Origin of the sequence: Brevibacterium otitidis, from assembly GCF_042429315.1 — a bacterium.
In the GTDB taxonomy this organism is placed as follows: Bacteria; Actinomycetota; Actinomycetes; order Actinomycetales; family Brevibacteriaceae; genus Brevibacterium; species Brevibacterium otitidis.
Genome location: NZ_JBHMAU010000071.1, coordinates 24,545 through 38,334, shown reverse-complemented (window position 1 = coordinate 38,334; position 13,790 = coordinate 24,545). Strand labels below are relative to the sequence as shown.

The following is a 13,790-nucleotide window of genomic DNA, read 5'->3' as shown; positions in this document are numbered from 1 at the left end:
GCAGGTCTCACAGGCCGGCGTCGCGCAGCCGGATGGCGGCTTCGACCCGGTTCTCGGCGCCGGTTTTGACGAAGATGCGGGTGACGTTGGCTTTGACGGTCGCCAGGCTGATGTAGAGCTCCTCGGCGATCTCGGCGTTGGTCCTGCCGGTCGTCAGCAGCCGGGCGACGTCCTTCTCGCGTTCGGTCAGCTCGTCTGCCAGGCCGGTTGCCGCCGGTTCCGGTCCCGAGGTGGCTGCGGAGATCACCTGCTGGGTCACCGTGGGTGCCAGGACGGCCTCCCCGCGGGCGGCGGCGCGGATGGCGGCGACAAGGTCGGCCGGTTCGGTGTCCTTGAGCAGGAATCCTGCCGCCCCCTGCCTGAGTGCGCGCAGCACGTAGTCGTCGGTGTCGAAGGTGGTGAGGACGAGCACGGCCGGGCCGTCGGTGCCGGCTTCCTGCAGGCGCTCGAGCACTCCGAGTCCGTCGAGGACCGGCATCCGGATGTCGAGCAGGACGACATCGGGGGATTCGGCTTCGATGAGCGCCAGCCCCTCCTCACCGTCTGCTGCCTCGCCGACGACGGTGATGTCATCGGCTCTGACCATCATCTGCAGTCCGGTGCGGACCATGGCGTCGTCGTCGATGAGAGCGATGCGGATCAACGTCGGCCTCCAACCGGCAGTTCGGCTCTGACGGCGAAGGACTCGCCGTCAGAGCCCACAGTACTCGTTCCGCCTGCCGCCCGGGCCCGCTCGCTGATGCCGATGAGGCCGAATCCCTCACCGCGGTTCGCCTGCGCCATCGGGGTCAGCCGGTTGCGGACCTCGAGGGTCAGGGTGTCGTCGGCGATGTCGATGCGCACGTGCACCGGCGCACCCGGGGCGTGCCGGCGGGCGTTGGTGAGCGCCTCCTGCACGATGCGGAACGCGCTGCGCCCGGTCTGGCCGGTGATCTCTTCTGCACCGGGGGCGATGGCGGCGTCGACCTCCTGTCCGGCTTCGCGGGATTCGGCCAGCAGCACCGGCAGGTCGGCCAGGGTCGGCTGCGGTGGGGCTGGGGCTGCATCGCTGCCGCGCAGATTGGCCAGCACGAGCCGCAGCTCGTCGAGTGCCTGCTTCGAGCTGTTGCGGATGAGGACCGCCGACTGCCGGCTGTCCTCGCTGCTGAGGTCCTCCTGGCCGGCGAGCACACCGGCGTGCATGGCGACGAGCGAGAGCCGGTGGGCGAGCACATCGTGCATCTCCTGGGCGATGCGCTCCCGTTCGCCGGCGCGGACCCGTTCGAGCCGGGCCGCCTCGGCATCGGCCCGGGCGGCGGAGGCGAGACCGCGCTCCTGGGTGGCCACCGCCGAGCTCTGCCACACCGCCCCGATCGACAGGGCCACGACAAGGCCGGTGACGGCGATGATGAGTTCGAACCGTGACGCGACGTCGAAGCTCGGGCTGCCGCTGGTGAGCAGCTGGACGATCTTCGCCGCCACCGCGGCAAGCGCATAGCCGATGGCGTGCAGGGTCCGGCCGCGCCCGGCGATCGAGGCGGTGAAGGCGCAGGCCGCCCCGATCGCGGCGGGGCTGCCGATGAGGCCGAGCAGGATGATGAGACCGGCCCACACAGGCAGGCGGTGCCGCAGCGCCAGCGCGGCGACGGCGACGACTGCCGGCAGCACGAGACGCAGGATGAGCTGGGGGTCGCTGCGCACCTCGGGAACGGCCAGCGGCGTGAGGTAGTACAGGCCGAGGACGACGGCCAGGCCCCACACGATGAGCGGGGCCCGGATGACCACGCTGCCCGGCGGCTCGGGCGGGTGGACCTGCGGCGACTGAGCGGTATTCACACTGTCAGTCTAGGAAGACTGCCGGTCCCCGGCCACAGTGCGCCGGAAGTCCGGGTAGCCGATGGTCGATAGTCGGCTGCGGGAGAACCGCGACCATCGGATAGGCGATCCTCAGCCTCCTGCCCGTAGTGGCGACCCACCTGGGTGCGATGGACTGAAGCCATGTTGAACATACAGAGCATCTCAAAGACGTACCGTGACCACACCGCCCTCGACAGCATCGACTTCCACGTCGACCCCGGCGAGATCGTCGGCTTCCTCGGCCCCAACGGAGCCGGGAAGACCACCGCGATGAAGATCCTGCTCGGACTGACCCGCCAGGACTCCGGCACCGCCGAAGTCGCCAGCCAGCCCTACCGCGAGATCGTCAATCCCGGCACCATCGTCGGCTCGCTCCTCGGCACCGAATGCTTCCACCCCGGACGCACCGGCCGCGAGACCCTCCGACTGGCCGCCCTCACCATGGGCGTGCCGAAGAGCCGCATCCCGGTGGTCTGCGAGCAGGTCGGACTCAGCCGCGCTGAGACCCGCCGCCGCGTCGGCGCCTACTCACTGGGCATGAAGCAGCGCCTCGGACTCGCCCTCGCGCTGCTGGGCCGTCCTTCGGCCCTCGTGCTCGATGAACCGTCCAACGGGCTCGACCCGCAGGGCCAGCACTGGCTCGGCGAACTGCTCACCGACCTCAAGCAGTCCGGCTGCGCAGTTCTGCTCTCCAGCCATCAGCTCTCAGCCGTCTCACGCATCGCCGACCGCGTCGTGATGATCGCCAAGGGCCGCATCGTCGCAGACGAGAAGATGTCGAGTCTGCAGGCCCGCGCCGACGATGTCGAAGAACTCTACTTCCGCCTCACCTCCGGTGCCGACCGGGCGACCGCCGCCTGATACCAGCACCCGGGACAACCTGAAGGAGTCACCATGACCACCCCGACCGCCACCCATGCCGCTGCCGCCCCGATCGAAACCCGTGTCCAGACCCATGGCCTCCGGCACCTGCGACTGCTCGGCGTCGAACTGCGCAAGGTCGCCGACACCCGCGCCGGACTCATCGTCCTCGCCGTCGCCGCACTGCTGACATGCGCCTTCGCCGTCGGCCGGGCGTGGTCGGATGCCGACTTCGGCCAGATCGCGTCCATGGCCGCGATGCCCGGCGCCATCGCCGTGCAGATCCTGGCCATCCTGCTCGTGACCCAGGAGCGGACCCATCAGACCGGTGTCACGACGTGGAGCCTGACCCCGCGCCGGCACCAGGTGATCATCGCCAAGGCCGAAGCCGCTCTCGTCCTCTGCGTCATCGCCTGGGTCCTCGCTCTGGCACTGGCCGCCGTCATCGTGCCGCTGTCGGGAACGTTCGCCGATGAGCCGGCGAGCTGGACCACCGACTGGTCGCTGGTGCTGACCACGCTGGGCAACAACGCCGGCTTCGCACTGACCGGCATCGCTCTCGGCCTGGCCTTCGGCTCGGCTCCGGCCCCGATCATCATCGTGGCCATGTGGTCGATGGTCGAGACCATGGTGACGACCTTCGTCTCCGCCACGGAGGAGTTCTTCACCTGGATCAACCCGGCCATCCTCCAGCCGATCGCAGGCGAGGTGACAACCGGCGGCATCGCCCGGATGCTGACGGCCATCGCCTTCTGGATCGTCCTCCCGGCGATCATCGGCTGGCGCCGCACCGTCACCGAGGAGCCCTGATCCCCACGACAGACCGGCGCGCTCGCAGCATCAGCTGCGGGCGCGCCGGTCTGTGCTGTGCGCTCAGTGTCGTGTGCTCAGTCGTCGAGGTCGCCGAGGACCTGCCAGTCGCGAGCGTCGAGGGCCTCATCGGGCAGGTCTGCCAGCAGATCGGGGCGGGTGCGCTGGGTGCGGATGAGCCGCTGGTCGCGCCGCCACCGCGCGATCGCGGCATGGTTGCCGGAGAGCAGCACCTCGGGCACCTCATGTCCGCGCCAGTCTGCCGGCTTCGTGTAGACGGGGTATTCGAGCAGCCCGTCCTCGTAGCTCTCCTCGACGAGCGACTCCGGGTTGCCCATGAAGCCGGGGATGAGGCGGGCGACGGCTTCGATGATGACGAGTGCGGCGACCTCGCCGCCGTTGAGGACGTAGTCGCCGATCGAGACGAGTTCGACCTCGAAGTCGCCTCCTGCCCAGTCGATGACCCGCTGGTCAATGCCCTCATAGCGGCCGCAGGCGAACACGAGATGCGACCGGCCGGCCAGCCGACGGGCGTCGGCCTGGGTGAAGGGGGCACCGGCCGGTGAGGGGACGATGAGCACCGGCTTCTCCCCCGCCTCGGCGGCATCCGTGCCCGAGGCGGTGGGCGCCTGGGTGTCGTCGCTTGAACCGGCCAAGTCGGACGCCCCTGCCAGGTCGGCCCGCCCTGCCAAGTCGGCCACGTCGGTGAGTGCCTGGGCCCATGGTTCGGGCTTCATCACCATGCCCGCACCCCCGCCGTAGGGGGTGTCGTCGACGGTGCGGTGCCGGTCGTTCGTCCAGTCGCGCAGATCGTGGATGCCGACGTCGAGGAGGCCTGCGGCCATCGCCTTGCCGGTCAGGGAGAGTTCAAGCGGGGCGAGGTAGTCGGGGAAGATCGAGATGACGTCGATGCGCATCAGTCGTCGAACCCCGGGATGAGGCCGGCGGGCGGGGAGAGCACGATGCGTCCGGCGTCGATGTCGACCTCGGGGACGATCTCGGCGACGAAGGGCACGAGGATCTCCTCATCGGAGTCGCTGCGCTCGACCTGCTGTGCGGAGGGTGTGATGTGCAGCAGATCCTGTGCCGCGCCGGGGCTGACCCCGGAGACTTTCCCGACGAGGTGTTCGCCGATGAGGGCGTCGGCGCCGATGAGGTCGTCGATGTACCAGGCGTCCTCATCGTCGTCGTCGGTGTCCTCGGCATCGACGGTGATGAGGGTGTTGCGGATCTCCTCGGCCCGGTTCCGGTCAGGCACCTCCGCGAAGCTGAGCAGCAACCGATCGCGGTGCCAGCGGGCGCGGGTGAGCGTCAGCGGGCCGATATCGGGTTCGGTGCCGAACACCGCCTCGGGAACGAATCGCTCATCGGGATCGTCGGTGCGGACTTCGACGGTCATCTCACCGCGGATGCCGTGCGGTTTGCCCAGGCGGGCGACTACTGTGCTCATGACTCCAACGGTATCGCAGGCGGTCACGTCCAGCCGTTGGGCACGAGGCCAGGCGGTTGCTGCTGATCTGCTGAGCGTCTCGTGTTCTCAGTTCCAGTCATGCCAGGCGAAGAGGATGTCGATAGCGAGGCGGCGCTGATCGGCATTCAGCTCGTTGTCACCGAAATCGAGGACGACGTTCTCCCACCGTCTGCTCTCATCCCCGCGCACCGTTGCCCAGTATTCCGCCTTCCCCACGGAGTCGAACCGCAGATAGTCACCGACGTCTGTGCGCCAGCCTTCGACGCACCCGGCTTGCTTGCACAGGTCCGATGTCGCTTCGACCGGATGGATCTCGCTGTCCGATTCGAGCAGGTCTCCGACCGTGCGCTGCTGGACTCCCCCGCGCAGCCAGACGACTGCGGCGACGATTAAGACGATTGCAGCGATCACCCCGACCACCGCCCAAAGGCCCCGTCGTCTCCGGCTCGGTTGTGACCTCGCAGATGCTATGGCACTCATTTCGGCTAACTCAGCTGGCTGGTCCGGCGACCAGGCCGGGGACTTCTCCGTATGCCATTCTACCAGCACAGGATGTAGCTTCCCTGTCCGGGCTGCGAACCGGGCACGCGAAAGCCCCGGCACCTCCCACATGGGGTGGTGCCGGGGCTTCTCAGCTGTCTGCGGCTGCGCTCAGGCCTCGATGAGGTCGACGCGCACCTGTTCACGGCCGGCGAGCGCGCTCATGACGGTGCGCAGCGCCTTGGCGGTGCGACCCGAGCGGCCGATGACGCGGCCGAGATCGTCGGGGTGGACGCGGACTTCGAGCGTGGTGCCGCGGTGGGAGCCGCGCGAGCGCACCGAGACATCATCGGGGTTGTCGACGATGCCGCGCACGAGGTGGTCGAGAGCCTGCGAGAGCATGATCAGCTCTCTTCGCTTCCAGCCTCGGCCGATTCCTCAGCCGGGGCCTCAGCGGTCTCGTCAGCCTTGTCCTCGACCGGTGCCTCGGCGGACTTCTCCTCAGCCTGCTCGTCTTCGTCGTCCTTCTTCGTCTCCTTGACGACCGAGTCAGCGGCCGGAGCGGTGAAGCCCTCCTTCTCCTGCTGCGGCTTCACGCGGTTCTCAGTGTCGCCTTCGCCGGTGAACTTCGCCCAGTCGCCGGTGAGCTTCAGCAGTGCCTTGACCTGGTCGGTCGGCTGCGCGCCGACGGACAGCCAGTACTGTGCGCGCTCGGAGTCGATCTCGATGACCGAGGGCTCACGGGTCGGGTGGTAGATGCCGATCTCCTCGATCGCACGGCCGTCACGGCGGGTACGGGAGTCGGCAACGACAACACGGTAGAAGGGTGCACGGATCTTGCCCATGCGGGTGAGTCGAATCTTGACTGCCACTGTAGTGGTGTCTCCTTTTGCATGTTAGGTGCTGCAGGCGTCACCGCATCCGTGGGGATAGACTCAGCTGACGCGCGCGTGGACCGGACTGCGCTGCGGTTGAGAGGGTCCGAGCACAGTCGAGTACAAGCGGATATTCTGCCAGAAATACGCACCCGGCGCCAACCGGCGCGCACCGGGCCCGAGGTGTCGGCTGAGTCTCATCAGTCCTTGCCGAAGATTCCGCCGAAGCCCTTGGGCAGCTTCGACAGATCGATGTCCTCGTCCTTGTCGAGGCCGAGGTTGCCGAAGGCCGAGCCGGTGGGCGTGGGCTCCTTGCCTTCGCGCTTGAGCTGTGCGAGCCGCTCCTGCTCTGCGCGCTTGGCCGGGTTGCCGGACTTGCCTGCCGGACGGCCCTTCTTGCCCTTCTTCTTCCGGCTGGGTCCGCGCCCGCCGGCGCCGGGCATCCCGGGCATGCCCGGCATACCGCCCATCCCTGGACCGCCGGCACCGCCCGGCATCCCAGGCATGCCGCCGCCCCTGCCCATCTGGCGCATCATCTTCTGCGCAGCAGCGAAGCGCTCCATGAGCTGATTCACCTGGGTGACGGTGGTGCCGGAGCCGCGGGCGATGCGCGCCCGGCGGGAGCCGTTGAGGATCTTGGGGTTGGTCCGCTCCTGCGGGGTCATCGATTTGACGATCGCTTCGACACGGTCGACTTCGCGCTCGTCGAAGGCGTCGATCGCCTCCTTGTACTGGCTCATGCCCGGCATCATGCCGATCATCTTCTTCAGCGAGCCCATCTTCTTCACAGCAGCCATCTGGGTGAGGAAGTCGTTGAGGTCGAAGTCCTCGCCGGCCTGGACCTTCTTCGCCAGCTTCTCCGTCTGCTCCTGGTCGAAGGTCTTCTCGGCCTGCTCGATGAGGGTGAGGATATCGCCCATATCGAGGATCCGGTCGGCCATCCGGTCCGGGTGGAACTGCTCGAAGTCCTTCATGCCCTCGCCGGTCGAGGCGAACATGATGGGCTTGCCGGTCACCTGTGCGACCGACAGTGCGGCACCGCCGCGGGAGTCGCCGTCGAGCTTGGAGAGCACGACGCCGGTGAAATCGACGCCGTTGAGGAAGGCCTCGGCGGTCTGCACGGCGTCCTGACCGATCATCGCGTCGATGACGAAGAGGACCTCATCGGGGTTGACGGCCGCGCGGATGTCGGCGGCCTGCTGCATGAGCTCCTCGTCGATGCCGAGGCGGCCGGCGGTGTCGACGATGACGACGTCGTGCAGCTTCGACTTGGCCACAGCGATCGAATCGGTGGCGACCTTGACCGGATCGCCGACGCCGTTGCCCGGCTCCGGGGCATAGGTGTAGGCGCCGACGCGCTCACCGACGATCTGCAGCTGGTTGACGGCGTTGGGGCGCTGCAGGTCGGCGGCGACGAGCATCGGCCGGTGGCCTTCAGACTTGAGCCAGTGGGCGAGCTTGCCGGCCAGGGTGGTCTTACCGGCGCCCTGCAGGCCGGCGAGCATGATGACCGTCGGCGGACGCTTGGCGAACTGCAGGCGGCGGGTCTGCCCGCCGAGGATGGAGACGAGCTCGTCGTTGACGATCTTGACGACCTGCTGGCCGGGGTTGAGCGCGGCTGAGACCTCAGACGACAGGGCGCGTTCACGCACATTGCCGGTGAAGGTGCGCACGACCGGCAGGGCGACGTCGGCATCGAGCAGCGCGCGCCGGATTTCCCGGATCGTGGCATCGACATCGGCTTCGGACAGTCTGCCCTTGCCGCGCAGGTTCTTGAAGGTCGATGTCAGACGATCGGAGAGTGAGTTGAACACGAAGGTCTTTAGCTTTCGTCAGAGTCAGGGCTTATCAGCATCTCAGGATAACGCACCGAGATGACGGGCAGCACGGCGCCGAGGTGCCGGTCGCCTAAGCTTTGGCTGCCGAGGTGCCGGTCGCCTTGGCCCAGGCGGCTCCGGTCAGGCGCCGCACATCATTCGGCCAGCAGCGCGTCGACGAATCCTGCTGCGTCGAAGGGCGCCAGGTCATCAGCACCCTCGCCGAGGCCGATGAGCTTGACCGGCACGCCGAGGGCGCGCTGAACGGCGACGACGATGCCGCCCTTGGCGGTGCCGTCGAGCTTGGTGAGCACGATGCCGGTGATGTGGACGGCCTCGGAGAACACCTTGGCCTGCTGCATGCCGTTCTGGCCTGTGGTGGCGTCGAGGACGAGCAGCACCTCGTCGATGTCGTGGCCCTCTTCGCTCAGCGGGCGGGAGGCGACGCGGCGGACCTTGCCGAGCTCGTCCATGAGGTCGCGCTTGTTCTGCAGGCGCCCGGCAGTGTCGACGAGCACCACCTCGGCGCCGTCGACCTTGCCCTTCTCGACAGCGGCATAGGCGACCGAGGCGGGGTCGGCGCCCTCCTCTCCCCTGACCGTCTCGACGCCGACGCGCTCGCCCCAGGTCATCAGCTGCTCGGCCGCCGCGGCACGGAAGGTGTCGGCTGCGCCGAGGCGGACGCTGCGGCCCTCGGCGACGAGCACGCGGGCGATCTTGCCCACAGTCGTCGTCTTGCCGGAGCCGTTGACGCCGACGACGAGCACAACCGCCGGGTCAGCGCCGGGGGTGCCGGCGGTGTCGCGGTTGACGTTGAGGCTGCGGTCCATCGTCGGGTCGACGACGGCGATGAGCTCTTCGCGCAGCAGTTCCCGGACGGTCTCCGGTTCGCGGGTGCCAAGCACGCGGACGCGTTCGCGCAGCCGGTCGACGAGCTCGGTGGTGGTGTCGACGCCGAGGTCGGCCATGATGAGGGTGTCTTCGATCTCCTCCCACGTGGCCTCGTCGAGGGTGTCGCGCGAGAGCAGGGCCAGCAGGCCGCGGCCGATGGTGGAGTTCGACTTCGCCAGGCGGCTGCGCAGCTTCGCGAGCCGGGTCTTCGGTTCGGTCGGCGTCTCAACGGCGACCGGCGCCTCGGCGGAATCGGCAGGCGGTTCCTCCCCGGGTTCGAGGTCTCCCGCGGCCTCCTCGGTGAGGTCGGGCAGCTCGCTCTCCGGCGGGACGGGCTTACGGCGCTTGGGAACGAAGAGCAGCGCAGCGCCGATGATGAGCACGGCCGCGCCGATGAGCACGATCCACAGCAGCGAGTCTCCGGTCAGAGCGTCCACGATCATCTCCAAACAGTCAGGCGGGCCGGCGGCGGTCGTTGGTCATGCGCCCGCAGGTGGGCGCTTCACTTGGCACAGTGTCATGTGCGGTGCGGGCTGGCAAGCTGCCAGCGGCACGCGCGTGCAGGTGCGGCGCAGCTCACCGGCACGGCACGGGTTCACCCGAACAGCAGGGTCAGTGCTGTGCGGAAGCCCGATCCGGTCTCCGGCACCTTCCAGTGCCGGGTCCGCGGGCGGAATGTCAGCAGGGCCGGGGTGCAGTGGCGGCGCGGCTGCGGGCGCAGCACATAGGAGTGCTCGCGCATCGCGGTGACGGCCGCCTGTTCACGAGTGGCCAGATGCGAGGTCTCCTCGTCGTGGCCGAAGAAGCCATGCGCTTCGTCGTCGTAGCCGGTCCATTCGTTCGGCAGCCGGAACCGCTGCGTGCGGTCGCTCTTGATCCGGCCTTCGGACTGCAGACCGGGCAGTGCCACGACGAGCACGATGACGAGGCCGATGAGCACCGTGGCGCCCAGGCCGATGAGAACCGCAAGACCGCCGCCTATGCCCATGGCGTCTCCGAGATGGGCTGAGCTGCGGGCATGCGCTGGGGTCTCCTTCTCATCAGGTGTGCGCGCGTGTGCGAACGCATGAACACCGAGGCATAGAGCGTGTGTCCCCGATAGTGTATCTCCCCTCCACCGCGCCGGCGGCGCACCCACGTCATTCGCCGCGGTGAATTCGCTGAGAGATCACCCTCGACACACCATCGCCGTGCATGGTGACGCCGTAGAGGGCGTCGGCGATCTCCATCGTGCGCTTCTGGTGGGTGATGACGATGAGCTGTGAGGACTCCTGCAGCTCCCGGAACACCGTGAGCAGGCGGGACAGGTTGAGATCGTCGAGGGCGGCCTCGACCTCGTCCATGACGTAGAACGGGCTCGGGCGGGCTTTGAAGATCGCCACGAGCATCGCAATCGCCACCAGGGAGCGCTCACCGCCGGAGAGCAGGGAGAGCCGTTTGACCTTCTTGCCGGCCGGGCGGGCGTAGACGTCGACGCCGGTGGCGAGCATGTCATCGGGTTCGGTGAGTTCGAGCCGGCCCTCACCGCCGGGGAACAGGCGGGAGAAGATATCGGCGAACTCCCGCTGGGTGTCGGCGAACGCCTCAGCGAAGACGGCGCGGACGTGCTCGTCGACGTCGTCGACGAGCTTGAGCAGGTCGCGCCGGCTCGTCTCGATGTCGTTGATCTGCTTTTCGAGGTAGTCGTGGCGCTCGTTGAGCGCGGCGTACTCCTCCAATGCCAGCGGGTTGACCGCCCCGATCTTCTTCAGCTCCTTCTCGGCAGCGGCATGCGCTTTCTCGACATCGGCACGAACGTAGGGCACCTCGCCGGCCGGGCCGTCGTCGTCGCGACCGGCTGTCTCGTCCAGGATCGGCACCGGCATGTGCGGTCCGAACTGGTCGACGAGGTTCTCCGGCGACAGGCCGATCTCCTCGCGGGCCCGCCGGGTGAGCTCATCGAGGGTGAGGACGAACCGTTCGCGTGCCAGCTGGGCCTGGTGTTCGGCATCAGTGACAGCGGTGAGCTCATCGGCCTGGCTGGTGCGGGATTCGCGCAGCCGGCGCAGCTCCTCGTCGAGCTGTTCGTGCCGGGTCTTCGATTCGGCCAGTTCGGTTTCGGCGCGGGCTTCGATGTCCTTGAGCCGAGTGGCGAGCGCTTCGGCGAGTCGTTCGATGACGCGGGCTGATGCGGCCTGGGCGCGCCGCCGTGCTGCGGCCCGGGCGGCTTGGGCACGGGCGTCCTCCTCCTGCTTGGCTGCCCGCTCGAGGCCGCGGATCCGGTCGGTGAGGAAGCCGACGCGGTCGCTGAGTCCGCGTTCGGCGATGCGGGCTTCCATCACCTCATCGCCAAGTCCTGCGACGCGTGCGGCGAGTCGGTCGCGTTCGCTCGTGTCCGGTTCCTCCTCGACGTGGTCGGTGTTGGCCTGCAGCGCGGTTTCGGCGCGTGCGAGTTCGGCTTCGGCCTGCGCGATGTCGTCGCTGAGCCTGCTGCGGGTTTCGTCGGTGCCGGCGAGGGTCTTCTCCAGGCGCTGGACTTCCTCTGCTGCGCGGGAGACTTCCTGGCCGACGGCCACGATCTGCGCATCGGAGGCATACAGCTTCTCCAGCGCCTCGTCGACTGCGGTCTGTGCCTGGCTGATGCCGGGTTCGGCATCAGCCAGGCGCTTCTCCACGGCGGCCAGCGACCGCTCGAGTGCCTCGACCTTCTCGACGGTTTCGGCCAGCGCCTGGCGTGAGGCGATGCGCGCGCCCTCTCCGGAGCTGGCCCGGGCCACCCGGAAGGGTGAGAACACCTCACCGGCCGGGGTGACGAAGGTCCTTCCGCCGGCGTCGCGGGCACGCGCGGCGGCGGTGTCAGCGGAGTCGACGACGATGACCTCGCCGAGGCTGGCCGTCAGCAGTGCTGCCAGACCAGCATGGCTGGTGGAGACGAGGTCGAGTGCTGCCACTCCGCGGCTCAGGTCGGGGGCTTCCGCGCCCGAGGCGGTGGCCGCCGGCGCACCCGTCGTGCCCGTGGCGGCGTTCGGCGCTCCGGCCACGACGAGGTCGACGTCGGTGTCCTCGCCGACGTGGGTGAGCACGGCGAGTGCGGCATCGATGTCGTCGACGACGACAGCTCCGGCGAGTTCGCCGAGGACGGCGGTGATCGCGGTTTCGCAGCCGGGGGTGATGTCGAGCTGATCGCCGACGGCACTCTGGATGCCGGGCAGTCCGCTGTCGAGCAGCTCAGCGGTCTCGGCGGCCAGCCGGGTGCTCATCTGCAGCGCCTCGACCCGGGCGTTGGCCTGGCCGAGTTCGGTGCGGATCTCGTCACGTTCGGCTTCGTCCTGCGACTTCGTCTCCTGCAGCGCGTTGAGCTTCTCAAGTGCCGCTTCGTGGGCTTCGTCGAGGGCGGTCTCCCCGGATTCGGTGTCCTGCGCCTGCTGCTGGGCTGACGCCAATGCCGTCTTCGCCTCGTTGAGCCTGCTGGTAAGGGACGATTCCTGTTCGCCGAGGCCTGCGAGCTGACGCTGAGCATCGGCGAGGGTCTTGCGCGCGACATCGCGGGCGGATTCGACGCTGGAGCGCTCTCGCAGCCGCTGGGCGATGCGCTGGCGCTGGACGGTGAGCTGCTGCTCGGCTTCCTTCAGCTTCCCGGCCGCCTCATCGCGCCGGGTTGTGAGCTCGGCGAGTTCGGCGGCTTTCTGCTCGTGATCGGCTGCCACGGTTTCGAGTTCCTCTTCGAACTTCGCAGCCCTGGCACGGATCGCATCGGGGCTGTCACCGCCGCTGCGGTCGACCGGGGCCTGTTCGAGGAACCCGATCCGGTCGCCTGCCCGCTGGGCCAGCGCGGTAGCTCGGGTGGCGCGGTTGCCGGCGGTGCGCAGCCGGGTGCGGATCGCCTCGGCGCCGGAGTCGTGGTCGCGCAGCTGTGTCTCGACTTCGCGGATCCGCTCGTCGATGTCGGTGAGCGCGGCCTGCAGCTGTTCGCGGCGCTGCTGGGAGTCCTCGGGCCCGGTGATGGTCTCCAGCCGGGCCTGGACTTGGACGATGTCGTCGGCGAGCAGCCGGGCGGCGGTGTCGCGTAGCGTCGCCTGCACGACAGCGGCGCGTTTGGCTGCCTTGGCCTGCCGGCCGAGCGGGCCGAGCTGCCGAGCGAGTTCGGCACGCAGGTCGGCGACCCGGTCGAGGTTGGTCTGCAGACCGGTGAGCTTGCGCAGCGCCTTGTCCTTGCGACGGCGGTGCTTGAGCACCCCGGCGGCCTCTTCGATGAAGCCGCGGCGCTCGAGTGGGTCGGCGTGCAGGATCTGGTCGAGCCGGCCCTGCCCGACGATGACGTGCATCTCCTTGCCCAGACCGGAGTCGTTGAGCAGCTCCTGGATGTCGAGCAGCCGGGCCGGTGCGCCGTTGACGGCGTACTCGCTGCCGCCGGTGCGGAAAAGCGTCCGGGAGATCGTCACCTCGGTGTACTCGATCGGAATCGCACCGTCGGTGTTGTCGATCGTCAGCGACACCTCGGCGCGCCCGAGTGCCTGCCGGGAGGAGGTGCCGGCGAAGATGACGTCGTCCATCTTCCCGCCGCGCAGGTTCTTCGCCCCCTGCTCCCCCATCACCCAGGCCAGCGCGTCGACGACATTGGACTTGCCCGAGCCGTTGGGCCCGACGACACAGGTGATGCCGGGTTCGAAGGCGAGTGTGGTGGCTGAGGCGAAGGACTTGAAACCGCGCAGCGTCAGCGACTTCAGGTACATCGCCTCAGCTCCTCTCCGCGGTCGGTTCCGGTGTCAC

Annotated in this window: 13 protein-coding genes; 2 read left to right on the top strand and 11 right to left on the bottom strand. The window is 68.6% G+C overall.

Going from position 1 to position 13,790, the window contains the following annotated elements; genetic code table 11:
- Window positions 1-7: 7 nt before the first annotated feature.
- Window positions 8-643: a response regulator gene (locus ACFFN1_RS11950; protein WP_376841005.1), complete on the bottom strand. Its 636-nt coding sequence runs from the start codon at window positions 641-643 to the stop codon at window positions 8-10.
- On the bottom strand, window positions 640-1,815 hold the full coding sequence (locus ACFFN1_RS11945; RefSeq protein ID WP_376841004.1) for a sensor histidine kinase: 1,176 nt from the start codon (window positions 1,813-1,815) through the stop codon (window positions 640-642). The genes ACFFN1_RS11950 and ACFFN1_RS11945 overlap by 4 nt, the downstream gene beginning before the upstream one ends.
- A gap of 162 nt (window positions 1,816-1,977) precedes the next feature.
- Between ACFFN1_RS11945 and ACFFN1_RS11940 the strand changes: the two genes are divergently transcribed.
- Entirely contained in the window at window positions 1,978-2,697 is a 720-nt protein-coding gene (locus ACFFN1_RS11940) for an ABC transporter ATP-binding protein (protein ID WP_376841003.1), read from the top strand.
- A gap of 33 nt (window positions 2,698-2,730) precedes the next feature.
- Window positions 2,731-3,507 (top strand): hypothetical protein, encoded by a 777-nt coding sequence (locus ACFFN1_RS11935; RefSeq protein ID WP_376841002.1) that lies wholly within the window; start codon window positions 2,731-2,733, stop codon window positions 3,505-3,507.
- A 77-nt stretch (window positions 3,508-3,584) separates the two neighbouring features.
- Here ACFFN1_RS11935 and trmD read toward each other — a convergent pair whose 3' ends face one another.
- From trmD to smc, 9 genes are all read right to left on the bottom strand, one after another.
- Window positions 3,585-4,424 carry a tRNA (guanosine(37)-N1)-methyltransferase TrmD gene (gene trmD / locus ACFFN1_RS11930; protein ID WP_376841001.1) on the bottom strand — a complete coding sequence of 280 codons (840 nt, stop codon included), beginning with the start codon at window positions 4,422-4,424 and terminating at the stop codon, window positions 3,585-3,587.
- Window positions 4,424-4,957: a ribosome maturation factor RimM gene (gene rimM / locus ACFFN1_RS11925; RefSeq protein WP_376841000.1), complete on the bottom strand. Its 534-nt coding sequence runs from the start codon at window positions 4,955-4,957 to the stop codon at window positions 4,424-4,426. Before rimM ends, trmD begins: the two co-directional genes overlap by 1 nt.
- A gap of 87 nt (window positions 4,958-5,044) precedes the next feature.
- Window positions 5,045-5,389, bottom strand: a complete 345-nt coding sequence (locus ACFFN1_RS11920) for a hypothetical protein (RefSeq protein WP_376840999.1) — start codon at window positions 5,387-5,389, stop codon at window positions 5,045-5,047.
- Window positions 5,390-5,629: 240 nt separating this feature from the next.
- Window positions 5,630-5,860 carry an RNA-binding protein gene (locus ACFFN1_RS11915; protein ID WP_376840998.1) on the bottom strand — a complete coding sequence of 77 codons (231 nt, stop codon included), beginning with the start codon at window positions 5,858-5,860 and terminating at the stop codon, window positions 5,630-5,632.
- A gap of 2 nt (window positions 5,861-5,862) precedes the next feature.
- Complete coding sequence (gene rpsP, locus ACFFN1_RS11910) at window positions 5,863-6,330, bottom strand: 30S ribosomal protein S16 (protein WP_376840997.1); 468 nt, start codon at window positions 6,328-6,330, stop codon at window positions 5,863-5,865.
- A 203-nt stretch (window positions 6,331-6,533) separates the two neighbouring features.
- Window positions 6,534-8,147: a signal recognition particle protein gene (gene ffh / locus ACFFN1_RS11905; protein ID WP_376840996.1), complete on the bottom strand. Its 1,614-nt coding sequence runs from the start codon at window positions 8,145-8,147 to the stop codon at window positions 6,534-6,536.
- Window positions 8,148-8,305: 158 nt separating this feature from the next.
- Window positions 8,306-9,484: a signal recognition particle-docking protein FtsY gene (ftsY, locus tag ACFFN1_RS11900; protein ID WP_376840995.1), complete on the bottom strand. Its 1,179-nt coding sequence runs from the start codon at window positions 9,482-9,484 to the stop codon at window positions 8,306-8,308.
- Window positions 9,485-9,636: 152 nt separating this feature from the next.
- Window positions 9,637-10,029, bottom strand: a complete 393-nt coding sequence (locus tag ACFFN1_RS11895) for a hypothetical protein (protein WP_376840994.1) — start codon at window positions 10,027-10,029, stop codon at window positions 9,637-9,639.
- Window positions 10,030-10,180: 151 nt separating this feature from the next.
- A complete protein-coding gene (gene smc, locus ACFFN1_RS11890; RefSeq protein WP_376840993.1) occupies window positions 10,181-13,753 on the bottom strand; it encodes a chromosome segregation protein SMC in 3,573 nt (1,190 codons plus the stop codon).
- Between the last annotated feature and the right edge of the window lie 37 nt (window positions 13,754-13,790).